General features: G+C 40.9%; 25 protein-coding genes and 1 other annotated feature. All 25 genes read right to left on the bottom strand.

Annotated features, from left to right (window positions below; all coding sequences use genetic code 11):
- Positions 1-74: 74 nt before the first annotated feature.
- Positions 75-2,840 (bottom strand): isoleucine--tRNA ligase, encoded by a 2,766-nt coding sequence (ileS, locus tag BA79_RS02395; protein ID WP_008344945.1) that lies wholly within the window; start codon positions 2,838-2,840, stop codon positions 75-77.
- A 59-nt stretch (positions 2,841-2,899) separates the two neighbouring features.
- Positions 2,900-3,137 (bottom strand) — a binding site (T-box leader).
- 59 nt (positions 3,138-3,196) lie between these two features.
- Positions 3,197-3,691, bottom strand: coding sequence for a DivIVA domain-containing protein (locus BA79_RS02390; RefSeq protein ID WP_008344947.1), 495 nt, complete (start codon positions 3,689-3,691; stop codon positions 3,197-3,199).
- Between the two features lie 26 nt (positions 3,692-3,717).
- On the bottom strand, positions 3,718-4,494 hold the full coding sequence (locus tag BA79_RS02385; RefSeq protein WP_017367204.1) for a YlmH family RNA-binding protein: 777 nt from the start codon (positions 4,492-4,494) through the stop codon (positions 3,718-3,720).
- Positions 4,495-4,548: 54 nt separating this feature from the next.
- Positions 4,549-4,827 (bottom strand): YggT family protein, encoded by a 279-nt coding sequence (locus BA79_RS02380; protein WP_374998360.1) that lies wholly within the window; start codon positions 4,825-4,827, stop codon positions 4,549-4,551.
- A gap of 9 nt (positions 4,828-4,836) precedes the next feature.
- Entirely contained in the window at positions 4,837-5,295 is a 459-nt protein-coding gene (gene sepF / locus BA79_RS02375) for a cell division protein SepF (protein WP_017359354.1), read from the bottom strand.
- Position 5,296: 1 nt separating this feature from the next.
- Positions 5,297-5,986 carry a YggS family pyridoxal phosphate-dependent enzyme gene (locus BA79_RS02370; RefSeq protein ID WP_026050091.1) on the bottom strand — a complete coding sequence of 230 codons (690 nt, stop codon included), beginning with the start codon at positions 5,984-5,986 and terminating at the stop codon, positions 5,297-5,299.
- A gap of 6 nt (positions 5,987-5,992) precedes the next feature.
- The gene (gene pgeF, locus BA79_RS02365; RefSeq protein ID WP_035700679.1) at positions 5,993-6,856 is read right to left on the bottom strand and encodes a peptidoglycan editing factor PgeF; all 864 of its coding nucleotides are present in this window, start codon (positions 6,854-6,856) and stop codon (positions 5,993-5,995) included.
- Positions 6,857-7,068: 212 nt separating this feature from the next.
- A complete protein-coding gene (locus BA79_RS02360; RefSeq protein WP_008344958.1) occupies positions 7,069-7,305 on the bottom strand; it encodes a YlmC/YmxH family sporulation protein in 237 nt (78 codons plus the stop codon).
- Between the two features lie 79 nt (positions 7,306-7,384).
- Entirely contained in the window at positions 7,385-8,161 is a 777-nt protein-coding gene (locus BA79_RS02355; protein ID WP_017367201.1) for an ABC transporter ATP-binding protein, read from the bottom strand.
- Between the two features lie 128 nt (positions 8,162-8,289).
- The gene (locus BA79_RS02350; RefSeq protein WP_007499733.1) at positions 8,290-8,646 is read right to left on the bottom strand and encodes a PTS glucitol/sorbitol transporter subunit IIA; all 357 of its coding nucleotides are present in this window, start codon (positions 8,644-8,646) and stop codon (positions 8,290-8,292) included.
- 26 nt (positions 8,647-8,672) lie between these two features.
- Complete coding sequence (gene srlE / locus BA79_RS02345; RefSeq protein WP_024720315.1) at positions 8,673-9,683, bottom strand: PTS glucitol/sorbitol transporter subunit IIB; 1,011 nt, start codon at positions 9,681-9,683, stop codon at positions 8,673-8,675.
- Positions 9,684-9,696: 13 nt separating this feature from the next.
- Positions 9,697-10,227: a PTS glucitol/sorbitol transporter subunit IIC gene (gene srlA / locus BA79_RS02340; RefSeq protein ID WP_003210918.1), complete on the bottom strand. Its 531-nt coding sequence runs from the start codon at positions 10,225-10,227 to the stop codon at positions 9,697-9,699.
- 17 nt (positions 10,228-10,244) lie between these two features.
- Positions 10,245-10,676, bottom strand: a complete 432-nt coding sequence (locus BA79_RS02335) for a transcriptional regulator GutM (protein WP_008354650.1) — start codon at positions 10,674-10,676, stop codon at positions 10,245-10,247.
- Between the two features lie 12 nt (positions 10,677-10,688).
- On the bottom strand, positions 10,689-11,933 hold the full coding sequence (locus BA79_RS02330; RefSeq protein WP_025207299.1) for an NAD(P)H-dependent oxidoreductase: 1,245 nt from the start codon (positions 11,931-11,933) through the stop codon (positions 10,689-10,691).
- Between the two features lie 243 nt (positions 11,934-12,176).
- Positions 12,177-13,115, bottom strand: coding sequence for a sugar-binding transcriptional regulator (locus BA79_RS02325; protein ID WP_017359359.1), 939 nt, complete (start codon positions 13,113-13,115; stop codon positions 12,177-12,179).
- Positions 13,116-13,265: 150 nt separating this feature from the next.
- A complete protein-coding gene (gene sigG, locus BA79_RS02320; protein ID WP_003211879.1) occupies positions 13,266-14,045 on the bottom strand; it encodes an RNA polymerase sporulation sigma factor SigG in 780 nt (259 codons plus the stop codon).
- A gap of 143 nt (positions 14,046-14,188) precedes the next feature.
- Positions 14,189-14,908, bottom strand: a complete 720-nt coding sequence (sigE, locus tag BA79_RS02315) for an RNA polymerase sporulation sigma factor SigE (protein ID WP_007499746.1) — start codon at positions 14,906-14,908, stop codon at positions 14,189-14,191.
- 59 nt (positions 14,909-14,967) lie between these two features.
- Complete coding sequence (gene spoIIGA, locus BA79_RS02310; protein ID WP_017359360.1) at positions 14,968-15,897, bottom strand: sigma-E processing peptidase SpoIIGA; 930 nt, start codon at positions 15,895-15,897, stop codon at positions 14,968-14,970.
- Positions 15,898-16,146: 249 nt separating this feature from the next.
- Positions 16,147-20,466, bottom strand: coding sequence for a S8 family peptidase (locus BA79_RS02305; RefSeq protein ID WP_035700673.1), 4,320 nt, complete (start codon positions 20,464-20,466; stop codon positions 16,147-16,149).
- 300 nt (positions 20,467-20,766) lie between these two features.
- Positions 20,767-21,912: a cell division protein FtsZ gene (ftsZ, locus tag BA79_RS02300; RefSeq protein ID WP_007499752.1), complete on the bottom strand. Its 1,146-nt coding sequence runs from the start codon at positions 21,910-21,912 to the stop codon at positions 20,767-20,769.
- Between the two features lie 33 nt (positions 21,913-21,945).
- Positions 21,946-23,268: a cell division protein FtsA gene (gene ftsA, locus BA79_RS02295; RefSeq protein ID WP_007499754.1), complete on the bottom strand. Its 1,323-nt coding sequence runs from the start codon at positions 23,266-23,268 to the stop codon at positions 21,946-21,948.
- Positions 23,269-23,427: 159 nt separating this feature from the next.
- Entirely contained in the window at positions 23,428-23,796 is a 369-nt protein-coding gene (locus BA79_RS02290) for a small basic family protein (RefSeq protein ID WP_003210988.1), read from the bottom strand.
- Positions 23,796-24,521 (bottom strand): DUF881 domain-containing protein, encoded by a 726-nt coding sequence (locus BA79_RS02285; protein WP_035700670.1) that lies wholly within the window; start codon positions 24,519-24,521, stop codon positions 23,796-23,798. The genes BA79_RS02290 and BA79_RS02285 overlap by 1 nt, the downstream gene beginning before the upstream one ends.
- 20 nt (positions 24,522-24,541) lie before the next feature.
- Positions 24,542-25,231 (bottom strand): DUF881 domain-containing protein, encoded by a 690-nt coding sequence (locus BA79_RS02280; RefSeq protein WP_007499760.1) that lies wholly within the window; start codon positions 25,229-25,231, stop codon positions 24,542-24,544.
- Positions 25,228-26,007, bottom strand: coding sequence for a cell division protein FtsQ/DivIB (locus BA79_RS02275; RefSeq protein ID WP_007499762.1), 780 nt, complete (start codon positions 26,005-26,007; stop codon positions 25,228-25,230). Before BA79_RS02275 ends, BA79_RS02280 begins: the two co-directional genes overlap by 4 nt.
- Between the last annotated feature and the right edge of the window lie 105 nt (positions 26,008-26,112).

Raw genomic sequence — 26,112 nt, 5'->3', positions numbered from 1 at the left:
TCTAAACGCTGTCATTTTCTCTATATCAAAAACGCCCCGCTATATGCGGGGCGCTAGTTGGTGATATCACGCTGTTAATTCTGGTAATATTTCTCCACGATTTCAGCATTTTTAAGCGACAATGTTGGGTATTTTGGATTTGCGCCAACATCTTTTGAAATAATGCGGGAGCGTTCGCACAGTTCTCCTTCTGCTTTTTGAACGACAATTCGTCCTGATGTGTATTCAGGCGCTGATGCGTCTGCATGCTTCTCATCTTCTACTGTTAATTCAGAAATGATAAAGAGCTGCTTCACATCTTCTTTAATGGATGCAAGAAGGTTTTTCACTTCCTCTGTTGCATAAAGGGTCACACTTGCTTCAAGTGAACGTCCGATGACTTTCTCATTACGCGCAATTTCCAGCGCTTTTAGCACATCGTCACGTACTTCCATAAAGCGGTCAAACTTCACTTCTGTCGCTTCTGCTTGAGGAACAGCCACACCTTCTGGCATATCTGTTAACTGAACACTTGGCTCTTCAACAAAGCTTAAGTGGCTCCATAGTTCATCTGCTGTATGCGGAAGAATTGGTGCTGTCAGCTTCACTAACGCCATTAATGTTTCATAGAAGACCGTTTGCATGCTGCGGCGGTCTGGATGATCCGCATGCTCAATGTATACCACATCTTTTGCAAAATCGAGATAGAAAGAGCTAAGCTCAATCGTACAGAAGTTGTGGATGGCATGATAGACAACCGCAAATTCGTAATCATCATAAGCTTTTTTCACTTTATCAATCAATTTGTTTAATTTGATTAAGATATATTGATCCACTTCGCGAAGCTCTTCGACTGGTACTGCATTGACTGCTGGATCAAAGTCAAACAGGTTACCATGCAAGAAGCGGAACGTGTTACGGATTTTACGATAAACTTCTGCGACTTGTTTTAAAATGTCGTCAGACACTGGATGATCGGCTTGATAGTTGACAGAAGATACCCAAAGTCTAAGAATCTCCGCACCAAGCTGCTTCGCCACTTTCGTCGGATCGATCGTATTGCCTAATGATTTACTCATCTTGCGCCCTTCTTTATCAAGCGTAAAGCCATGGCTGAGAACACCTTTATATGGCGCTTTTCCTGTGACAGCAACCGCTGTAGATAAAGATGAGTTAAACCAGCCGCGATATTGATCAGAACCTTCAAGATAAAGGTCTGCTGGACGAACAAGGTCATCTCGTTCTTCTAATACCGCTTGGTGAGAAGAACCAGAATCAAACCATACATCCATGATATCTTGCTCTTTTGTAAATTCACCATTCGGGCTGCCTGGATGTGTAAAGCCTTCAGGCAATAATTCTTTTGCTTCTTTTTCAAACCAAATATTCGAGCCATGTTCTCTAAATAATTGAGAGACGTGCTGAATCGTTTCATCTGTGATGATTGGCTCACCATTTTCAGCATAGAAGACTGGGATTGGAACGCCCCATACACGCTGTCTTGAAATGCACCAATCACCTCTGTCACGCACCATATTGAACAGGCGCGTTTCGCCCCAAGCTGGAACCCATTTCGTTTCTTTAATATTATCTAATAGCGCTTCTCTGAAATCTTTAATGGAAGCAAACCACTGAGCAGTTGCACGATAAATTGTTGGTTTTTTCGTTCTCCAGTCATGCGGATAGGAGTGCGTGATAAAGTCGAGCTTTTTCAATGCGCCTTTTGCTTCAAGCTGTTCTGTGATGGCTTTATTGGCATCCTCGTAGAATAGTCCTTCAAAACCAGGTGCTTCTTCTGTCATCACACCTTTTTCATCTACTGGACATAACACATCAAGACCGTACTTCATACTTACAATAAAGTCATCTTCCCCGTGACCTGGCGCTGTGTGAACACAGCCTGTTCCTGCATCTGTTGTGACGTGATCGCCAAGCATCACAAGAGAATCTCTATCGTAAATTGGATGTGCTGCAACGACCTTATCTAATTCTTTACCTTTTAACGTTTTCACAACTTCGTACTCTTCAAAGCCAAGTGTTTTTGCCACTTGTTCAACTAGTTCAGATGCGATGACATATCGCTCAGCACCCACTTGAAGCACACTGTACTCTAGGTTTGGATGTACACAAATGCCAAGGTTTGCAGGAAGTGTCCAAGGTGTTGTTGTCCAGATGATGAACTGCTCGCCGTTTTCAAGTACGCCTTTGCCATCTTTCACTTTAAATGATACGTAAATCGATGGTGAACGTTTGTCCTTGTATTCAATTTCTGCTTCAGCAAGTGCTGATTCACTTGATGGAGACCAGTTAACAGGCTTAAGACCTTTGTAAATATAGCCTCTTTTCGCCATTTCACCAAAGACAAGAATTTGCTGCGCTTCGTATTCAGGCTTCAATGTCACATATGGATTGTCCCAGTCTGCTCTTACGCCCAAACGTTTAAACTGATTGCGCTGACCTTCGATTTGTTTCCAAGCATACTCCTCACATAGTTTACGGAATTCTGCTGTCGACATTTCTTTGCGTTTGACTTTTTTATTTTTCGTAAGGGCTGTTTCAATCGGTAAGCCATGTGTATCCCAGCCCGGTACGTACGGTGCATGGAATCCATTCATTGATTTAAAACGGACAATAAAATCTTTGAGGATTTTATTGAGTGCGTGCCCCATATGAATGTCACCATTCGCATATGGAGGTCCATCATGCAAAATAAAGGTCGGGCGTCCTTTTGTCCGCTCTAAAACCATTTGATAGATGTCTTTTTCTGCCCACTCCTCTTGGATTTCAGGCTCTTTGTTCGGCAGGTTCCCTCTCATCGGGAATTCTGTTTTTGGCATTAATAAGGTGTCTTTGTAGTTCATACCTATTCCTCCACATGCAAATTCGTATTAAAAAACAATAAAAAAAGCCCTCTCATCCCATAAGGGACGAGAAGGCTTGTCTCGCGGTACCACCCTTTTAGACAAGCGCTTTGAAATTGCCGCTTATCCACTCTAAAATCGTAACGTGATCAGACGCCTTTTCTTACTCATTCATTTCAGAAAAGGAACTAAAGGGGTGATCTCGTTGCAGCGTTTCGTAATGTCAGGCTTCCACCGTCCCTGATTCGCTTTATTACGCATGTAACCGCTGCGAGTGTCCCTTTCAAACGTTTATCTCTTGTTAATTTATGATGGTATTATATGCAACATGAGCACGTCATGTCAAGATGATGCGCTTATTCTTTTTCGTCAAAGACAGCGTCAACTTCATATTCCAGCAAATGATCCCAATCATCATTTTTCAGAAGATCAAGCTGAGCTTCGATGAGCATTTGGAAACGAGTTCTAAAGACTTTCGACTGTTTCTTGAGCTCTTCGATTTCCATAGCAATCTTTCTTGATTTTGATAACGCTTCGTTGATAATACGGTCTGCATTTTTCTCAGCTTCACGAATGATCAATTTCGCTTCTTTATCAGAATGACGCTTCACGTCTTCTGCTGCTTCTTGCGCCACAAGAATGGATTTGTTTAATGTTTCTTCAATTGTTGCAAAATGGCCTAGTCTTTCATCAAGCTCGTTGACTTTGTCTTCAAGCTCGTTCTTTTTGCGAAGTACGATCTCGTAATCTTTACGTACTTGGCTTAAAAACTCATTTACTTCATCTTCGTCATAGCCGCGAAAACTTTTTGTGAACGTTTTATTATGAATATCATTAGGTGTTAATGGCAATCTTGCCACCTCCAGATTCAAATTCGTTATGTCAGAAGCTCAAATGTTACTTTGAATTTATCTTTTTTTGTCTTCCCATCAATTGTTTTTAAGCTAAAGCGGCCAAATCCCCTGACAGAGAGCTGATCACCTTCACCAATTGTAAAGGAAGGGTCTTCAGTGACTTTCCAGTTGACTTTGACAAGACCATTTTTGACCAAAAGCTGTGCTTTTTGCCGAGACTGACGGCTGACAGCAGCACATACAGCGTCAAGCCGCAGTGAAGAAATCGTATCTTCTTTGATATCGGTTTTGCTGATGACTGGCTGAAGATCTGCCTTGCTAATTTCCTCTAATGAAACAGATGCTCTGCCCACATGCGTCAGCTGAGCCCGAACAAAATCGGCAACATCGCTTGTACAAATAAATTGCACGTTGTCCTCTGAAAACAACAAATCACCGAATTTTTGACGCTTCAGGCCTGTCCCAATGAGCGAACCGAGAAGGTTGGGGTGTTCTATCGAAATAAACTTTTTCGCATAGTTCACCTGAAAATAAGTCAGTTCAAAATCCTGTATGGTCGGTGCTAAATAGTCAGGATAGATCAAAGCCCTTTTTCGCTCTGCTTCCTCATACCCGCCAAAAAACATGAGACCAAGTTCATCAGAATGCTGAATCACGGACTGGGTAATAAACTGCTCACGCGGATCAAGAAAGTCTGTTAATTTCATTCGATATTGATCGAGCGCGATGTTTTTCCAGCCTAATACTTGGTCGACAAATGGCTGTTCGTCTTTTCTAAAATGTTGATAAATATCGCTCATTTTGTTCCCCTTTTATGTAAAAGAGCCTGGCAGATGCCAAGCCCGGCAGCCTGTTTACATGAATCGTACAATCATATTATAAAGACCATGTAGTCCATACGATGATGCGAAACGAATCACAAGCAATGCCACAATCGGCGAGATGTCAATCATGCCAATTGGCGGAATAATTTTACGGAATGGTTCTAAATACGGTTCGCAAATGTTTGTCAAGAAGCGGCCAATCGATGTTTCTCTTGCAGATGGCACCCATGACATAAAGATGTAAATAATGATCGCGAATGAGTAAATCGTTAATACCGTACCCAAAATATTAAAAATGAAATTTAGAATAACTATGATTTACCACCTCTGAGGTTCTTCCTCTGTCAATAGTTCTGATATTGTGCCAGATACATCCACATTATCAGGTGTGCAGAGGAATATATTCGAGCCAATACGCTGAATGTCTCCACCGATTGCATAAACCGTTCCGCTTAAGAAGTCGATGATTCGCTTTGCTTGATCGTGCTGAATGCGCTGCAAATTGACGACGACTGCACGCCGATTTTTAATATGATCTGCAATCTCTTGAGCCTCTGCATAAACACGTGGCTCACTTAACACCACTTTAGAGGATTTTTGCACGCTTTGCAAGCTGACGACATTTTGTTTTCCTGCCTGAGGACGCTCTTGAAATGCCGCTTTATCTTTTGTGTTTTTTTCTTCTTGTGCTGGTTCTCTTTCTTCATCAATATATTCGTACTCATACTCTTCATCATCGAGTGTGAAGAAGCTTTTAAACTTATTTTTTATGCTCATGTCACGCACCTCCTGTTTCATTTCCAACAAGTGAAGAGCCAATCCGAACAAATGTCGCACCTTCTTCAATTGCGATTTCAAAATCGTTTGACATGCCCATCGATAAATGCTGACAAGGTGCATTTACTTGGTTCAGTTGTTTTACCTCTTGTTGAAGGCTTTTTAATGTTTTAAAACAGTTTCGTATCACAGTATGATCATCTGTAAATGGAGCCATCGTCATCAGTCCGGCAATTTCAATGTGTTTGAAATCTGCCAGCTGCTTGACAAATGGAATCACGTCTTCGCTTTGTAAGCCGTGTTTTGACTCCTCAAGTGATGTGTTCACCTGTACAAAACAGCGAACCGTGTGATCCGCTCTTTTTTCAATTTCATTCGCAAGGGACATTCTGTCTAGCGAATGTAAGTAGTCAATGGTCTGAATGACAGATTTCACTTTTCGCGTCTGTAAACTGCCGATGAAGTGCCAGCTAATGTTTTCATCGGTTATGGCTGCCTGTTTTTCAAGTAACCCTTGGTCACGATTTTCACCAAAGTGCAAAATTCCGGCATCCTTTGCTTCTAATGCTCGTTCAATCGAGACATACTTTGTGACAGCAACAACCGATACATCGTCTGGATGTCTACCTGCTCTTTTACATGCTTCGTTGATTTGTTCATTTATTTGTCTGAGATTCTCTCGTACATTCAATTGCACTTATGCCTCCTTAAACCCGACAAAAGACATCATACGTCCTGTTTTCCCTTGATCACGCCGGTGTGAGAAGAAATGCTGCTCATTGCAACTTGTGCACATCGAACTGACATGTATGTTTTCTTCTTTTAATCCTGCATGAAGTAATACGTTTTTGTTTAGTGTTTTTAAGTCAATTTTGTATTGTCCTTGTGACATCTCGGAATACACATCCTCTGTTGAAAAAGGAAGCTGTTTCACTTGATCTATGACAACATCATCTACTATGTAGCAGCAGCTGCCAATGGATGGTCCAATGACGACTTGTATATGATCGGCATCAGCGCCTTCTTGGCGAACCCATGCATCAACCATGTTGGCGCCAATTTGTTTGACGGTTCCTTTCCAGCCGGCATGAGCCGTTCCAATCAGCCCAGATTGCGGCGCTAGAAAATAAAGCGGAACACAGTCAGCGAAACAAAGAGCGAGCATGATGTTTGGTTCAGAGGTGTATAAACCATCTGTTCTAGATAGTGCTTCATCATACTGAAGACTTCCTCTTCCCTTTTGTTCCTTTGTGACTTTCATGATGCGATCCTCGTGTGTTTGGTCAGCAAACACCCAATTAGAGAGCGGCACAGCAGTAGCATCTGCAATGACTTGACGATTCATTTGGACACTAGAAGCATCATCTCCTACATGGAGTCCAGTGTTCATTGATTGATATGGAGAAAGACTAAAGCCGCCATTTTTTGTCGTAAAACCGGCCAATATCTCTTTTCCAGAACATGTCATGTTCGTCCAATCATGAATCAGCATTGCATAAGGTGATTTCTGCTGAAAGGGGTCATATTTGTCTATCAAAGCTGCCTCCCACCTTTCATTCATCTCTCTTTATATCGCTCCTATTTTACCACAAGACCTGCTAAGACAGTTAGTGGGATTCATTAAATATTACACTCAAATGTGCCCTTTCTACAGGTTTTTTTTCAAATTGATATGAAAACGTAATCTTTTTACCCGAAAAAGACATTGATTGCTGAGAATGGAGAGCTTATGTTAAGGATCATTGAATGATTCATTGAGGAGTTATACGAATTTTAAGAAGACAAACGGACAAGTATCACATCTTCGCCAATTTTTACTATATTTCGCCACGGGACAATCATTTCCTCTTCTTTTCCGAAAAATCCCATCATTTTACCTGTACCGCCAATGATAATCGCTTGTATTTTACCGCTCGTGACATTGATATCAATGTCTCCAATAGTACCTAATTTTTTTCCGCTCGACACATCGACGACATCTTTGATTTGGAATTCAGAAATACTGATCATCTGTCCTTCCCCGCCTTTCGTTTTCTACTATAATATGTATGATGGAAAAGCAGGGAAGCAGACCAATAGTTTCTCTTATCTACAATTTACTTAAGTGAGGACGGCCGTTTTGCCACATGACTTCGACTGGACATTCAAAAAAGGAAGAAAGCAAGTCACTTGTCATCATCTGCTTTGTTTCCCCTTTATGAAAAACAGTACCTTCTTTTAATAATAAGGTGTGCTGAAAAATCGGGAGAATCTCTTCTGCGTGGTGGGTCGTATAGAGCAATGTGGGCGCATCTGGTTTTGATGCAATCAATGAGATCGTCTCCAGCACTTGTTCTCTTGCTAAAAAATCAAGACCTGTCACAGGTTCATCTAAGATCAGAAGCTTCGGATCATTCATTAAAGCTCTTGCGATCAGCACTTTTTGTTTCTCCCCTTGCGAGAGGGTTTCATACGTGCGATTGGCATATTGAAATGAGCCAAATGTTTTTAATAAATCAATCGCCTTCTCTCTTATCTCATCTGTCGGCGTTTCATAAAGTCCGATGGAAGCAAATGCCCCGCTCAAAACAATTTCAAATGCATTGTCATCTCTGTGCAGCTTCTTTTCAAGACCAGCAGAGATGAGACCAATTTTCTTCCTTAGTTTTTCACCAAGCGCTTCCTTGCCAAACACATGGCCTAACACCGTCATCTCACCTGACGTTGGAAAATAATATGAGCAAAGCATATTTAATAAAGCCGTTTTCCCAGCACCATTTAAACCATAAAGCACCCAGTGTTCCTGGTCTTTCACCTGCCAGTCAATAGAACGAAGCAGCCATTTTCCATTTCGTTTTAAAGAAACATCCTTCAAGTCAAGCGACACGATCTTTTCCCCCTGAATAAAAATTCTGAATATACAAATAATAACGTCTACAGCATATCGCAAATGTTTCAATCAGTAAACCTAACGCAAAAAAGCTGCTCCCTAAAAGGAACAGCTTTTTTGCATGGTTACGAAATTTCAATTCGTACGCCTTCTTTAATATCAGGAAACGTATGCGGGGATGCAAAGACAGCTCCCGGTAATACATCATCAAACGGCTCTTGGAAGTAGATCGAAATATGGCCGAGTTCCTTAAAGTTGTCATTTGCTTTATTGCCTAAAGCAGTAATGGTATACGTTTGGTCGCCCACTTGAATCGTTCCGCCTAATTTCAGCGGCTCTTCTTCTAAGTGTTCAAACTCATGAATGACAGACATATCTCTTAATTCCTGCGGCGCTGCTGGTCCAAATAAAACAATCAGCTTATCTTCTTTAAACTGCGGGACTAAGATCCCAATTTCTTTTACGACAGATTGTGTTACCATGTATCTCGATTCCTCCTTTAATACGTTTAATACATACCGAAGCTGGCAACGTATGCGATCACAACAGATAGAACGCCTGTAATGAGACGGCTATACAAAACAGCTGGTACCCCATATTGTACCGTTTCCGGCTTCGCTTCACCAAGTGATAGCCCCACCGGGATAAAGTCACACCCTACTTGACCGTTGATCGCAAACAGTGCTGGAAGAGCAAATTGAGGCGGAATATTTCCTAGTGCAATTTGACTACCAATCAGTACACCGATGACTTGTGCAATGACTGCCCCAGGTCCTAAGACAGGCGATAGGAACGGTAAGGTACAGACAACAACGAGCAGTAAGAGCCCCCATAAAGATCCTGCCAAAGGTGAAAGGAAATGGGCAATCAGATCACCGATTTTTGTATAATTGATAATTCCAATTAACATACTGACAAAGGCCATGAATGGAATAATGTTTTTAAGGAGCATATCAACAGAATCACGACCAGCTTGATAGAATGTGCCGGTTACTTTTCCGATTCCTCTTGAGAATCTCATGAGGAAATTCCCTTTTTCTTGACGTTCTATATTTTCCTCTTTCAATTTTGAATAGGTTTCTTTGAAATTCTCTTTGTCAATTGGGCCGCTGCTTTCTTGACCTTCTACATTCCCTTCACTATCAGATGCTTCCGCAAAGGAAATATCTTTTTCTGTGACACCTGATACGAAGATATCCTCTGTAATGTGTTTTGCAAGCGGTCCAGAAGGAGAGGATGCCAGCACATCGACAGTTGGAATGCGTTTCATTGGATAAAGTCCGATTCGCGCTGTTCCTCCGCAGTCAATGACAACACACATCATTTCATCTTCTGGTATAGAATTTTTAAAACCATCACATGCTTCTGTCCCTGTCATTTCTGCAATTTTACGTGCAACTGGGTGAATGCCTCCTCCTGTAATGGAAACGACCTTTCTTCTTTTACCGGTTGGTTCAAGCTCTAATCCTTTTCCCCATCCGCCAGCACCTTTTGCAACAAATACTTTGTGGTTTGTCATGTCTAACCCTCCCCTATTGTGAATTCGCTTTCATTTTTCCTGCTAAGTACTTTGTGATCCATTCCGTAATGATTCCGCGAAGTAAAATGACAACGATCCCGACTAAGAAGTAACGAACAGCCAGCTCTGACATAGAGTATCCAGCTTCTTTAATCCCGTTCGCAATTCCTAAGTAGACAAACAGTTCTCCTGCGTTGGCATACGGGAACAGTGATGTCACCGGATGAACAAATGAAACAGCTGAATCATAGAATGCTGGTTTTTGTTTTTCAGGTAAAAAGCGGCCAAACGTATAAGCCATTGGGTTTGTCAAAATAAGAACGGATAAGATCGGCATTAACGTATAGCGCAAAATGGTATATTTCGCTGCAAACTGAATCGCTCTATTCACTCGCTCTTCTCCAATAAACTTCATGACAGCATAAGTGAAAGTAAGTAACACAACAAGCGTTGGAACGATACCTGTAACAAGACCCATGAACTGCTTTCCGCCGGCTTCAAACATCCCGATAAAGTGCTCTCCAAACCATTGAATCCATTCCATGTTTCATCTCCCCTTTCTTAGTTCACATTTGTTATATTTTTTTTAGAAATTGAGACAAGCGCCTGCTCCGCTGCCATGGAGAGTGCTTGCATGACAGCTGGTCCCCTTTTGCGCTTTTTCAATGTTTGTTTCATCATGTGATGCTCATCAAGCACAGCCCCCACATGTTTTCCTTCATAGGAAGGCAGTTCCTTAAATTTAGACAAAATCGAGACGCCGCCCAGCACATGACACTTTTGAATGATGTATGATTCATCGACAATGATGAGCGCAATGGCTCCAGGACCAAATTTGCGCCGCTCCATTCCTGAAAACAAGTGATAGCCTTGTTTCCCTTTATAGTCGTCAATCAGTGAATCCATGCTTTTGCGGTAGTACTTGATTTGAATAAACGATAAACCATACTGCACAATTAGAATGATACAAAGTACGATTGCTAATTTTTCCATAGCCTCACGTCCTTATGATTGAAATAAGTGATCTTGTAATGAACGCAGCTTCCAGACCGTTGTGTTTGCATCAAGTTCTACATCATCATGAGATAAGAATTGCCCCAATTTGATATCTTTTTTCGCTACCACTTTTCCGCTGATTAAGCCAATTGGGATGTGGCCGTTCGCTTTCATGTCTTGATGTGTTTCAAGTACACCTCTTACGGAGTATCCGCCAATACCATCAAGTGTTTCTCCTGCTTTAATATCTCTTTTCGCCACAGCGACAGTTTCTGATACTGGTACACCAATTGGATGGATTGAAGAATCGTGTTGTAAGACTGCTTTTGCGATCGTCACTGGTGTTTCAAGACTTGCTAAGTGGAAAGGACGATACAGTGTGTAGTGAGGACCTTTTCCAACTTTTAAGTAGCGAAGTTCTTCATCTACTGGCTCAAGATCACTCTTGACGATGACAAAGACACCTGGTGCAAGTCCGTTTACATATTCAACGACTCCGAAGTTATCCAGTACGCCGCCTTGCTGTTTTTGATTTAATTTATCTGCTACATTTTCTAAATTCGCTTCTACTCCATGCATGCCGACTTTATCAGGCAAAAGTCCTGTTGCATTACTTAATAGGTTCATTTCTGCCATCGTTTTTGTTCCGTCTTGGAATGCTGCCAGCATGTGGGCACTCATATGTTTACTATCTGCTTCAGCTTTACACGTATCTGGGTTTGCTTCTGGGAAGAATGGGTTGTTCTTACCTTTCCCAGCAACCAATACTTCAAGCCCCATTGTTTTTGCAAATTCGTATAGTTCTAGCGTTGCTGCTGGTTCATCTCCAGCTGATCCAGAGTAAACAAGTCCTGCATTCGTGAATAATTTATGCATGACCAAGCCGATCGTAATATCGACTTCTACATTTAAAAGAACGAGATGTTTTTTTGAATTAAGCGCTTCCAAAGAAATGTTTGCTCCGACCTCTGGAACACCTGTTGCATCCACAACGACTTCCACAGAATCTGATTGAATCACTTCTCTGTAATCATTTGTGACGACCATTTGATGTGGTTTCGCATGTTGCTTGTAAAAATTCGCTGCTTTCTCAGCTGCACTAAGATGAATATCACAAACACCTGCGACAATCATACCTGGAATTTTAGAAATTTGTGAAATGAGTCCAAAGCCCATTTGGCCTGCCCCGATAATCCCAACTTTGATTGGATCTCCGCTGCGTTCTCGTGCTAACAATTGTTGATAAATTGACATCTAAATCATCCTTTCAGGTTTTCTTGCTTCACAATAGATTGCTAGAAAAATAATCTGAAACTTTTAACAAATGTTATAAAAATTAACAAAAATCTGTTTCTTGTAACATTTGTTATTTTATTTATCATTTGTTATGAACTTAGTTTATATGATGTGTCAACTTTGTGTCAAGATAAAATCGATAAAATTTTCAATCTTTTTGAGTCTAAAGACTCAAAAAAACTACCTAATCGGCTTAGGTAGTTACTTTAATAGGGCATCTCCGGTTTGTTCATCTGTAATTAACACATGAATTAATCCACCTTCTAACGCCGCCCTGATCGCTTCAATTTTTTCTTCTCCTCCAGCGACACCAATCACAAGCGGGATCTCTTTCAGTTTTTGAGGACTGATCCCCATCACCCGGTCGTTCCACGGATGCGGATACACTTCACCTGTATGATCAATAAAGTTATAACAAATGTCACCCGCGACATCTTTCGCTTGCAGGATATCTTCCTCACCACTTGTCATATAGGATTTCACCATCGTTGAATGTTGCGGAACCCCGCCTATTCCTACGACCGCGATATTTGATGATTCTCCTAATTCAATGACTTTTTTGATCGACGGCTGTCTAATGAGTACATCTTTCGCTTCTTTCGTATCAAGCATGACAGGCACATGTAAAAACTCACATTTGGATTTGAGTGCTTCTGAGCATCTTCCAATAATATAGTTGGCATGAATATCAACATCTTCATTTCCGACGCCTCCGACTAGCGGAACAAATGTCACAGACGGAAAATGCTGAACAGACGTAAGCGCTTTCGCCATTTCATGCAAGGTTGTCCCTGATGAAAAACCGATGACTTGTCCATCCTTCATGACTTTTAATAAAAAGCCCGCAGCCGCAGCTCCTATTCGACTTTTTGTTGTTTCTTGACTGAGAGATTCCACACACACGACTTCTCGCAGCCCGTATTTTCGCTCTATTTTTCTTTCTAACGAACCATATTGTTGATTCACTTCATCATGAATAATGATTTCCACGATTCCTGCTTCACGTGCTTTTGCCAAATATTTCGATATGAGCGAACGGCTAACCCCAACAGCTTCTGCAATTTTAGATTGAGTGGCGCCTTCTTCATAGTACATATGCGCAACCTTAATGAGCAGCCTTCTTTCATCATGGAATGTCATAATAACCCTTCTTTCCGCTTCTCTATTCCCTCACAAATGATATTTCAAATAACATTTGTTAAAAACAGATTAAATGAAAAAAATAACAGAGTCAATACTAGAAATGGGTTCTCTAAAAAGAATGAAAAAAGCCGCATATCAGCGGCGGCTTTAAAAAATATTTTTATTCATTTGTTTGATTGCTGCTTTTTCAAGCCTTGATACTTGTGCTTGAGAAATGCCGATTTCTTCTGCCACTTCCATTTGTGTTTTGCCTTGGAAAAAGCGTTTACGAAGAATCATTTTTTCTCGATCATTCAATCTGCGCATTCCCTCTTTTAAGGCCAATTCTTCTACCCATTGTGTATCTTTGTTCCGTTCATCACTAATTTGATCCATCACATAAATCGGATCTCCTCCGTCATTATAAATCGGTTCAAACAAAGAAACAGGATCTTGAATGGCATCTAGGGCAAAAACAATTTCCTCATGAGGGACTTCTAACACTTTGGCAATGTCTTCTGCCGTTGGTTCCTTGCTTGTCTCACTAATCAATCTCTCACGGACTTGAAGCGCCTTATAGGCAATATCTCTTAGTGAACGAGACACCCGGATAGGGTTGTTATCGCGCAAGTATCGACGGATTTCTCCTATGATCATAGGGACCGCATAAGTTGAAAATCTGACATTGTGGCTTAAATCAAAATTATCAATTGATTTCATTAATCCGATACAGCCTACTTGGAAGAGATCATCAACATACTCGCCTCTGTTGTTAAAACGCTGGATCACACTTAAAACCAACCGCAAATTGCCATTAACTAGCTTTTCTCTTGCTGTATCGTCACCTTCATCTTGCAGCTGTCTGAATAATTTTCTCATCTCGTCGTTTTTCAGAACAGGCAGTTTGGAGGTGTCGACTCCGCAGATTTCCACTTTATTTCTGGACACTTTTTTCCCTCCCTACAGGAGCTGTTGTACAAAGTTCAGTATCTCCGTGGGATGGAAAAATATGCACGGTCTACGACGAGAAAGATGTGAAAAAATGGTGATCCCTTTGACAGTGCAGGGATAAAGCTTTCAAAAAAATTTTTTTAGACCATCTTATTAAATTCTTTTTGCAATCGTTTAATAATTCTTTTTTCGAGCCTTGAAATATAGGACTGAGAAATACCAAGCATGTCGGCAACATCTTTTTGTGTTTTTTCTTCACCGCCAACTAAACCGAACCTCAGTTCCATGATCTGTTTTTCACGATCGTTTAATTGTTCTAACGCTTTTTTCAGTAATTTTTTATCGACATTTGCTTCAATATCGCGGGTGATAATATCATCATCTGTCCCAAGTACATCTGATAAAAGCAGTTCATTACCGTCCCAGTCGATGTTAAGCGGTTCATCAAAGGATACTTCTGAACGGATTTTATTATTTCGGCGCAAATACATCAAAATTTCATTTTCAATACATCTAGACGCATATGTGGCCAGTTTGATCTTTTTTTCTGGATTGAACGTATTTACTGCCTTGATGAGGCCTATCGTTCCGATACTAATCAAATCCTCAATGTTAATGCCTGTGTTTTCAAATTTTCTTGCGATATAAACGACCAATCGCAAATTTCTTTCGATCAAAATGGCTCTTGCTGTTTGATCACCTTTAGGTAATTTAACGAGCAATTCTTGTTCTTCATCCTTTGATAATGGCGGAGGCAGTGCCTCACTTCCACCAATATAATAAATCTCATCACTCTTTAGCCCTAGCTTCATGAGGAGTTTATACCAGTAGTAAGTGAGTTTAAATTTTAATTTTTTCATCTTCTTCTCCCTTCTAAATGTCCAGTTGACTTCGTAAGATAAAAGACATCACAAAAAAACTACGACACCCCTTGTATCATTTTTCCGTCTAACATCTCTGGATGAATGATGGATTGAAATTCCTGATCTGCTGATAATCCACTTAGACTCATCCCAACAAAACACTTCGCTGGCTGGATCATATGCGTTTTTGTATAAAGGACGACCGTATCTGGTTTAAAGCATAGTAGAAACCCGTGATCATGACCGACTGCGCGATACGGAACAAGTCTTAAACGATCAAGCAGCGGAAAATGGTCATCGAGCTTTTGCATCACTTCAACAGGATGAAACTGTTTCATTTTTTCTATAAATGGCTCTCCGAAAATAGATGTGAGCTGATCGAGCTGGGCGATCATGACAGGTGTTTTCGTCAATGGATCATACAGCTGATTTCCAGAATCGACCAGACCATTTAAGCGGATCGTTTCTCCTTGAATGTGGATCTCCACAAGTACTTGTTCGTCATATTGTCTTTTTTTCGCACCAACCTCTCCTAATCGTTTCTTTGAAAACAGCCAAATGGCCGGAAAGCCAGTGAGAACAAAAAGCCAGCTAATGGGATCACCAAATCCATCATTTTGTGAAATAAGCAGTCCATCTTGAATAACTGTATTTGTCTGCAAAAACGAATGAACCCCGATCATGCCCCCTCCCATCAAAAATGTGACAAAGTAAAAAGCAAACAGATTTTGAAAAAAGGAACGAAATCTTTGAAAGCCAAAGGTTCCAAGCACGATCAAGACAGAAAAAAGCAGTTTGCCTAAAGGGTGCGACACAATCATTGCAAATGGCGTAAAGAGCAAGAGAACAATGCTCGATCCAATGAGAGCTCCTAACATATATCGCCTTTTTTTCACTTGTCGTTTGAGAATAAATGCCGTGAGTAAGAGCAGCAATAGATCAAAACAAAAGTTTAACAGCCAAATGACATCTAAATAAATGACCACCTTCTGCTCCTTTCATCTGAAACAAAGAATCAAAAGCAGTACTTGCACTTGTTTGTACCAGTATAAAACAGTCATCGGATGGAAGTCTGTCAATTCTTGTAGGGGATGATAGAGAACTTTTGGTGGATTGTTATCGTTTTTGTCGACGTATGAAACAGAAAGAACATCGGAATGATTTGTTGGACAAGTGTCTCCTCTATCAATTGCACAAAAAAAGACACGCTCCGAAGAGTCGTGTCTTTTTCGCTGTCATTCTTTCTCATTGATGGTGAGTGTTCCTTCTGCCTTCTGTCTTGTGACATTTCCATAATCATCTTTGACAATGACTTCAATCACTGCACCTTTTGCTTTTGCAATAGATGTCGCCGTCCAGTAGCCTTCATACGTTCCCGGTGCTACTTCACGAATCGGCAGTTCGGTTGTGTTTTGAAGTTTTGATCTAGCATTTGTCAGCGGCATATGAAGAACAAAGGTGGCATCTAGCTTTTCCCTGCTTTTAAATGAAATCTTAACCGATTCACCTGATGATAGATTCATATTGTCTTTTGGCGCTAATTCAGAAATGACAGGTGCATCATATTGTACATCGATGTCGACCTTTTTAGTCGTTTTGTTTCCAGCCGCATCTTTTGCTGTCACTTTGATTGTATTTTTCCCATTTTCAAGTAGCACCCTTGCAGAATATGCCCCATCCTTTACGGTCGCTTTTTTTCCATTGACTGTGACTTGGTCTAGATAATCATCCGCTACTTTCCCTTCCACCGTGAGTGATTCTCTATTAGACTTGTCACCTTTTTTCGGTGTATCAATGGTCAACGTCGGTGCTGTTTGATCGATGATCACCTTGACTGGCTTGGAATGTTTTGTTGAGCCTTTATCCGTTACAGTCGCCGCCGTGAAGACATGCTCTCCACTTGGAACAGATACATTTTCTTTGAAAGTACCCGACTCATCTGATTTGACTTTGGCCACCTCTTCATCATTTTGATAAATGGCCACATCGAGACCCGGAGAGGCCGTGCCTTCAATCGTCAATTCACCTTGATTTGTAATGGTTCCTGCCTTTGGAGAAGTGATTTCTGGTACATCTGCTTCATAGTTTACGAGCGCACGAATCATATAATTCCCCTCTTCTTTCGGAGAAGGAGAAAAAGCACCGCTCGTCAGCTGCCAGCTTCTTTCAGCATTAGGGCCATCTTCATCTGTGGCAAGTCCCGGAGATTCGGTATTCTTTTTCGTTTGAATATAAACAAGATAGAAATCGCCATCCACTGTAATGGCTTGATCTTCTAAATCTACTTTTGTCCATTCACCATTACGCAGTGCATTTGCTTTTAAAGGTCCTGCGATTTTCTCACCTGGTGCGCCACCCTTCCCAGAAGCATCATATACTTCAACAGCAAATTCATCGCCTCCAGGAGCTGGCCATTCTGATGTCCAAAACCGGAAAAGGCCACCTGTGACTTGTGCTTGTTTCTTTCCTTTTTCTAATGAAAACTTCACAGCCCAACCATTGCCAGGATCGTAGAAAGCCCGTGCATTTTCAGCCGTTCCATCATCATAGCCAATCTCTCCCGGAAAACCGATAAAAGGCTCAAGTTTCACTGACTTTTCAAGCGGCTTTTCCGTCACATCCGCTGTAAACGTATAGCCTTTAAACCCTTTTGCAAAAATTTTGACTGTATAGACACCGCTTAATGCCTCTAGAGAAAATTCACCGGATTCATCTGTTTTCACCGGCTCAATTTTTGCGTCCTCCACAAGATAAACAGTTGCATTCTTCACCTTTTCACCAGTTGTTTCATTGACGACCGTGCCGGAGATCGTTCGTTTCTCTAGCGGCTGTAAGGAGAAATTCGCTTCTGCTGTTTCTTTTGATGCCACTTTGACTTTTTGGGACCGTGATTCAAAGCCGTAAGCTTCCGCTTTCACTGTCCATTCTCCTGCTCCTTGAGACAGCTGATATTTCCCTGTCGCTTCATCGGTGGAAGTTGATTTTCCGCTTTCTAGAACACTGATTTGCGCTCTCATTGGAAGAGCTTGAATAGACGGAGCATCATGACTGTTTTGCTTTTGAATTTGTACATGTTTATTTTTTACTTTAGCAGGCTTTGCCTTTTTTGGATCAACTGATTTTTTATTCTGGCTTGTGGATTTTTCTTTTTTGATCACACCCAGCTGGTTCTTGGCTTGTTGAGACAAAGCCTCATCTGTGATTTTCACATCATCTAAATAAAAGCCATCTTTTGTGACACTGCCATCTGTTCTTATCTGAAACAGGACTCTCACTTTTTGACCTTTATAAGCAGATAAATCAACTTCGCCTGCTGTCCACGCATTTGTTTTTCCCGTATAAGCTGTCGCTTGAACGGCGTCTTCACCCTCTGGCTGTACATAGACATGCACATAATCATAATTGGCTTCGAGATCATGCCAGTATTGATATTGCAGGTAGGAAGAACCTGAATCTGGTACAGCAATGAGCGGCATAGACAAATTGGCGTCCGTTTTATTTTCATAAGGACTGTCTAAATTGGTGGCGTAGACATGTTCCCCGCTAAATGCTTGTTTTGGACCAGTGGACGGTATTCCCCACTGCCACGGATCTTTTGTTCCACCACTGAACCATCCACTTGGCCATGCTTCAAAATCTTGTGAGTAGCCAGTGGTGATGGATGTTTTAATTGGAAGTGTATAAGGATCTGATGCCGCTTCATTTTCTCCAAAATCTTTCACAATCCATCGGTACGTCACGTTTTCCCCCTCGAGTTCAGGGAGCTGCACCGTATAGGTTCCTTTTAAATGATTTCCATCCGTGCGGTTGGCTTTCAGCGTCTCCCATTCACCTTGATCTACTCGATAAGTCAAGGAAACATTTGTCACTGCTATCCCATCTTCTGCAGTGATGGTCAATGGGGTTGGCGTTGCAGTAAAAATTTCATTCGGACCTTTATGTGAAAAAACAGGTGGTTCTGTATCTTCTCCCTCTTTTGTCACTTGGCCTTCAATCGTACCGATTCCATTGGTTAAAGCAGTAATCGCCTCTCTTGCATCAACTAACCCTGCCCCATAGCCGTTGTTAGGGGATTCAGGAAATTGCTGATCTGTCAGTGGTTTCGCTGTCTCAATGAGAATTTGCTGAATTTCATCAACAGAAAGGTCTGATTGCACTTGGCGGAGAAGAAGAGCAACAGCCGAGACATGCGGACCTGCCATCGATGTACCATTCCACCCATCCTCATATCCTTTTCCCGGGATCGAAGAGCGAATGTTTACTCCCGGAGCAGCAATATCTGGTTTCATTACGCCATATGGAGAAGGACCCTGAAGGGAGAAAGACCCTAACTTGTTGTCCTGATCTGTTGCGCCTGTAGCAAAGGCTTCTTGATAGCTAGCGGGATTTGCAATCGATCCTGCGCCGCCTGGATTGAATAAATCGGTATTACCGGCTGAAAATTCTGGAAAGATGTCTGCTGCTCTCCAAGCATTCACTACATCTTTATACCAATCATCAAGACCTGGCCCGCCGCCCCACGAATTATTCACAACATCAGGTGCCTTTTCTGGGTGAGGATTTCCGTTTTTATCTTTCGGTGCTAAAATCCACTCACCGGCATCTAACAGATCTGCATCTGTACCGCCATCTTCTGAAAAAGCTTTCACTGCAATCCATTCTGCTCCCGGTGCGACCCCAATTTGATTCTTTCCATCTGGCTCAGAACCAACCATTGTGCCTGTCACATGGGTCCCATGCTCCAAGTCATCATAAGGGACTTCAGATCCTGTCGTGGCATCATACCAATTCAGTTCATGAGATGGTTCGTTCGGACGAGCAGGGTCAAACCCGCGGTATTTTTCTTTTAGCGCAGGATGATCCCATTCGACACCTGTATCAATACTTGCTACAACGGTTCCAGTCCCGTCATAGCCTAAATCCCACGCTTCTGGTGCATGCACCTGAGCAATATTCCATTCAACTCCATCTACTGCTTTGATTTGTTTGTTTGGCTTAGCATGCTTCAAATCAACAGGACGATGAAGTTGACGTGTTTCATTCGGCAGCACTTGAGCTACTACTGGAAAAGAAGCAACCTTTTCCATCACTTCTTTTGTTGCCGTCACAGCTAGACCATTCACAATATAGTAGGAATGAATATCTTTCACTTGCTTATTCTTTTTTTCCTTTTGTAAATACGCTAGGAGCGCTTGCTGCGTTTCATCAGATGTTGCTCTCAGCTCAGATACAACGGATGATCTTTTTGTGTACTGCGTTTTAGCCGCGGTTAATTTTTGTTTTTTTGCTTTTGATACAGCTTCTTTTGCTACTTTTTGTACATTCGTTTGTTCCTTCATTTTGACTAAGAAGGTCACCTTATCTTCCTTTTGAAACTGCTTCTTTAATCTCGAAGAAATCTTGGCTTTTGTTGTCTTAGAGGAAATGGCTTCCTCCTGATATGAGGTAGAAGTCGATTTTGCTTGAACCATCCCAAAGCTTGTCATCGTTAAAGTACCAATCACCAAAAGACTCATGAAACGATAGACGGCGGTTTTGCGAAACTTCACTTTCAATAAAATCCCTCCTCCTCAAATGGTCAAACAGTGTGTACCCTGCCCCTCCCCCTTCTTTTTGATCATGACAAGATTCATGGTGTTCTCATTAATGTAGTCAAATAAAGTTCAACATTTTGTCGTTTTTTGTAAAGGGAATTAAAAATGATTCTTTTGACTTAAAAAACTCAAGCCAAAACACATACGATAGATCCAAATAACACGCAGAAACAAGACTTTTATATCAATCACTCTCAGGATCTTTTCACCATGCAGACATAAAAAAACCCCTTCCAAAGGAAGGGGATGAATCGTGCTTGCTTATCGTTTGTTGCGGTTACGTAAGAACGTTGGGATATCCAATGTATCATCACTTGACTGTGTATTTTGTCTTGGTTGTGATGATGTTTGTTGATGTTCCTCACGTTTTACTTCACGCTTTTGTGGAATAGATTGATTCTGCTTTAATCCTTGTCCTAATGGATTTCTTTGAGGTTTTGTCACTTCCGGCTCTTGCTCAATAAAACCGGTTGCGATGACTGTGACCACAATTTCATCCTTCAAGTTATCATTAATGACAGATCCAAAGATCATGTTGACATCTTCATCAGAGGCTGATGCAACAATATCCGCTGCTTCTTGTACCTCATAAAGACTAAGGTTGGTACCACCAGTAATATTCATGATAACACCTTGTGCTCCATCAATCGCTGTTTCAAGAAGTGGTGAAGAAATGGCTTTTTTCGCTGCTTCAGCAGCACGGTTTTCGCCTGTTGCGACACCAATTCCCATAAGAGCTGAACCTTTGTTAGACATGATCGTTTTCACGTCAGCAAAGTCAAGGTTAATTAAACCTGGTGTTGCAATGAGATCTGAGATCCCTTGAACACCTTGTCTTAACACGTTATCTGCTGCACGGAATGCTTCAAGCATTGGCGTGTTTTTATCGACAATTTCAAGCAGGCGATCGTTTGGAATCACGATTAACGTATCAACTGCTTCTTTCATAGAAGCAATCCCTTCAACTGCTTGAAGCTGACGCTTTCTTCCTTCAAATGTGAAAGGACGAGTCACAACTCCAACTGTCAAGGCTCCTGAATCTTTTGCGATTTTCGCAATGACAGGTGCAGCACCCGTACCAGTTCCACCGCCCATACCGGCTGTCACAAAGACCATGTCAGCGCCTTTTAGGACTTCTTCAATTTGTTCTTTGCTTTCTTCAGCAGCTTTTTTACCGACTTCAGGATTCGCACCTGCTCCAAGCCCTCTTGTCAGCTTAGCACCGATTTGCATTTTTGTTTCTGCTTTTGATAAGTTTAACGCCTGTGCATCTGTATTCACTGCAATAAAATCGACACCCTGTACGTCATTTTCAATCATTCGGTTGACAGCGTTATTTCCGCCGCCACCTACACCGATTACTTTAATTGATGCTAGGCCGTCTATATTTGTTTCAAACTCCAACATGCTGAATCCTCCTAATCCGTCGAAAATCTAGTTCTATTCCCAGAACATATTAAATAGTTTTTTCATTTTGCCCGGTTTTTTATTTGTCTCTTGTTGCGCTTTTTGTTTCACTTTCGGTCTTGGCTGAGCTTCTTTTACTTGTGGTGTAGAAGAAACCGGCTCCATGGACGCGCCTACTTCATGAAATGCTTCATCCGGCATTTGGAATCCAACCTGTCTGCCCTGAATCTTTGCATTGCGATAAGCAAAATGGATCAAGCCCACTCCTGTCATATATTGAGGTTCCCGGACCCCAATATAATTAGGACTTGCGATTCTTACATTGTTTTGTAAGACCGTTTGTGCCAGAGAAAGAATACCTGGTATAGCTGCCTGTCCACCTGTTAGAACGAATCCGCCAGGCAAATCATGGACACCCATATTGCGTAATTCCTCTGCCACAAAAAGCAGAATCTCTTCCAATCGCGCTTCGATGATATTGGCTGCTTCAAGTTGTGTATACGTCTGTTTTTGGTCCGTACCGATGACGGAAACTTCAAATGTCTCCTCAGACGATGCTTCATCATAGAATGCATGCCCAAATTGCTTTTTGATTCGTTCAGCTTCTTCAGTGGAAGTTCTAAGTCCTATAGACAAATCTTTTGTAATGTTCTCTCCGCCCAATGGGATACTGTGAGTAGAATAGAGATGCCCGTTTTCAAATACGGATATCGTAGTAGAGCCGCCGCCAATATCGACAAGAGCTACCCCTAGATTTTTTTCATCTTTCGATAACGCTGCTGAACCCGATGCAAGTGGCTGCAAGCAAATATCCATAATTTCAATACCAGCCCGCTCTACACATCGGAGCCAGTTATGTAGAATCGTTTTAGAACCAGTGATTAACGATCCATCCACTTCTAGCCTTACACCTAGCATTTTTTTCGGATCTGTGATCTCATCTCTTCCGTCGACGATAAATTGTCTCGGAATGACGTCTACTACGAGATGTTCTTGCGGAATAGATACTACCTGTGCAGCATCCAAGACACGTCTCACATCTTCAGCATGTATTTCTTTATTTTCACTAGACACCGCGACAACGCCGCTCGTATTCTGAATATGAATGTGGTTTCCGTTAATTCCGACTATCGCCTTTTGTAAAGGAAAACCTACCATTCTCTCAGCCTGTTCAAATGCTTGTCTAATAGAATGAACTGTTTCATCTATATCAACAATCGATCCTTTTTTTAACCCCTCTGAAGGGACATTTCCAACACCTATAATGTTAAGCGAATCATCCGCCATTTCTCCGACGATGACTTTTATATTGGATGTACCGATGTCAAGGCTGACGTAAATTTCATTGTTGTTCATTCTATGGCACCTCCTCACATATCAATACTTTCTATTCTATTATTTGCTGAACAACAATACAATGAATGTGTTTTTACAAGTGTGTAACAAAACTTAAAAAATCAACATTTTTTATTAGGATTACTGAAAATATTCGTTACATCATATGTATATCCTTTTTTATGACTCACTTTTTTTCTTTTTTTCTCTAGAAATTGTCCATTTTGTTAGTAGAATTCTTCGAATAACGGCGATATTTTGAAACAATCTAACACCGAATGCAAACATTCCGACTAAATACAAGTCTACACCAAGATGGACGCCCAGAAAAGCTAAACTTATTGCGAGTATAATATTAAAGAAGAAACCTGATACAAACACTAGTTCATCGTATGCCCCTTGCAGATGTGCTCTGATTCCACCAATCAATGTATCAAGCGCAGCAAGTACAGCGAGGGAAAGATAGTTAGAATACTCATTCGGTATCGTAAAATTCGTTAAGAAACCGATCGCAACTCCTATGATTAAACCAAGTACAGGAAGCCACATTAAGATTTTCCCTCCTTTACATCGTCAAGAGGCTTCAATTCATTTAATTGTATTGTACCGTCAAATGCTTTTAAATGAATTTTTTTCTTCGGCGGTCTAATACTCAAACTGAAATTTTCCTGAGCAAACAAATCACCAATATCTGATACATTTAAACGGCTGTATAATTTATCGGCCTGCTCGCTGACCATCTTAATCGTGACTGTATCACCATCTATGCTGTAACCATCCATTTTCGTCGTACCATTAATATCTCGAATAACACTGGTGTTAATCACCCGGAGTTCATTAATGGAAATATGTTTTGCCCCAAACATATTGGCTTCGTTGATTAATTTTTTCAGAAGATCAGGTGGTATATTTTTGACTTCTTCTCCGGTAAGTTCCTTAGAAAAAAGCTGAGTAATTTCTATTTCAACTCCTTCACCCGTTACCTCTGTAAAACCAGCCTTTTCTTTCAAATCCTTCAACGTTTTTGTTAATTGTGCTTCTTTGGATTGATCTTCTTGGTTGCCATACTTTTTTAGCATTTCATCATATTTATCAATTTCTTTCAACAAATCCAGTTCCTTACTTTTAGATGCAGATAAATCCTCTCTTAATTCCCAAACGTCTCGAGTATCGCGAACTTTAGGCTTTTGTAGAGAGTTAAACTGGATCGAGACCATGATGCCAAATATGACCATCAGGACTGTCAAACTAAGTAATGGCTTCTTTTTCCTCAACACCACTCACCTTTTCACATTTAATCTTTGTTTCTTAGAAGAGGATTCATACGAATATCCTTCTTTTCAATCGTCATGGAAATATGATCACTTGTCAGCTGATCAACCACCCCGCCTGCAATGTTTAATGCAGGAATTAAAACAGCTGGATCTCCAATAGCAGAAATGACAAATGGTGCTGGATGTTGAACACCATCAACCGTGACGACTGGACCGTTACAATGTATGTATGATTGGTGTGTGATTCTTTGTCCGTTTATAGCTACAGCAGATGCCCCTGATATAAATAGTTCGTTTATCACATGGAAAATGTGGCTCTCATGCACAATGTAATTATTGACATTTTGTCCACTCGGGATATAAGATGCATCTTCAAGAGATACTTTTACCCCTTTCCCTTTTACACCTATTTCTCCTGTAAACATTCTGTATTTCTCAACATCTTCCAAAACATTGAAATACTGCTCTTTTTCATTTTTCAAACCAAACTCTGTTTCTTGGACTTTTGATTGAAGACGATAAAGTTCTTTTTCAAGTTTTTGATTCGCCTTTTCTTGCTTTGTTAGCTGACTTTTCAAAGAATATTCTTTTTTCCATTGTTCTGTTCGATTGACATCTGCTCGATGCTGCTTCGTATATTGGTATGAAAAAGAAATCAGAAATCCAAGAACAAGCATTACAATTGAGAATATGACGGTTTTGCCTCTCAACGTTCATCTTCCTTTTTCTTAGATTTAAAAGCTTCAAAATATGTAGCTACTTCCATATGAATCGTACCTTTCTCAGAGGACGAAAGCTCTTTGACAATGGCAGGGTACGTCGTCATTTTATCTGCGAATGTTTTAATTGATGCAATAACGGTGTTTCCATCATTCATATAAAATTTAACGAGCCACTGATTGGAGCTAGTCGGTACGTAATATACTTCTGAGATTAGTTCCTGAATAGAAGCCGGCAGTTGATTTAGAGCTTTCACTGTTTGCTTCAATTTCTCTTTATTGTCCCAATCGACAAAAATAGGTCCTGCGTGACTTGGTGTTACTTCATCTGGCAAAGCCGTCCCGTTTTCAAGAAGCTCATAATAAAAATGTCCCTTTTGCAGATACGCAATATTTGCATACTCTTTGACAGCAATACTGACCTTATTAGGGAAATGTTTTTTGATACTGACACTTTTAATCAATTTATTTTGCTTTATATGGTCTGCTGTCATATCTTTATTTAAATTCCAAAACTCTGTCTCGCCTTCTTTAATTTGCGAAAGTTTAACGAGCTGTTTTGTTGGTACATGTTCATTACCGGTAATGGTTAAAGAAGAAATTTTACTGATTGGTGTTTGCAAATAGACAATAATTAAAACCATGATAAAAAACAGCAAAATAAAAGAGATTAATCTCCGATTCGCTTTCTGCTTCCTTTGTTCTTTAATTTTAGGGATTCGTTCTTCTATATTGACGATCTTTTCATTTTCATGATCAGGCCGCATATATACTCTTCACCTCATTCAAAGCTGCTTGTCCGCACCTTTGGATCATTCTTTATCTCATATTGATTAGAAAACAAACGGCATGAAAAAATGCCGTTTGTTTTC

The organism is Bacillus altitudinis 41KF2b (assembly GCF_000691145.1).
GTDB lineage: Bacteria > Bacillota > Bacilli > Bacillales > Bacillaceae > Bacillus > Bacillus altitudinis.
This window is presented reverse-complemented; position numbering and strand designations above follow the sequence as displayed.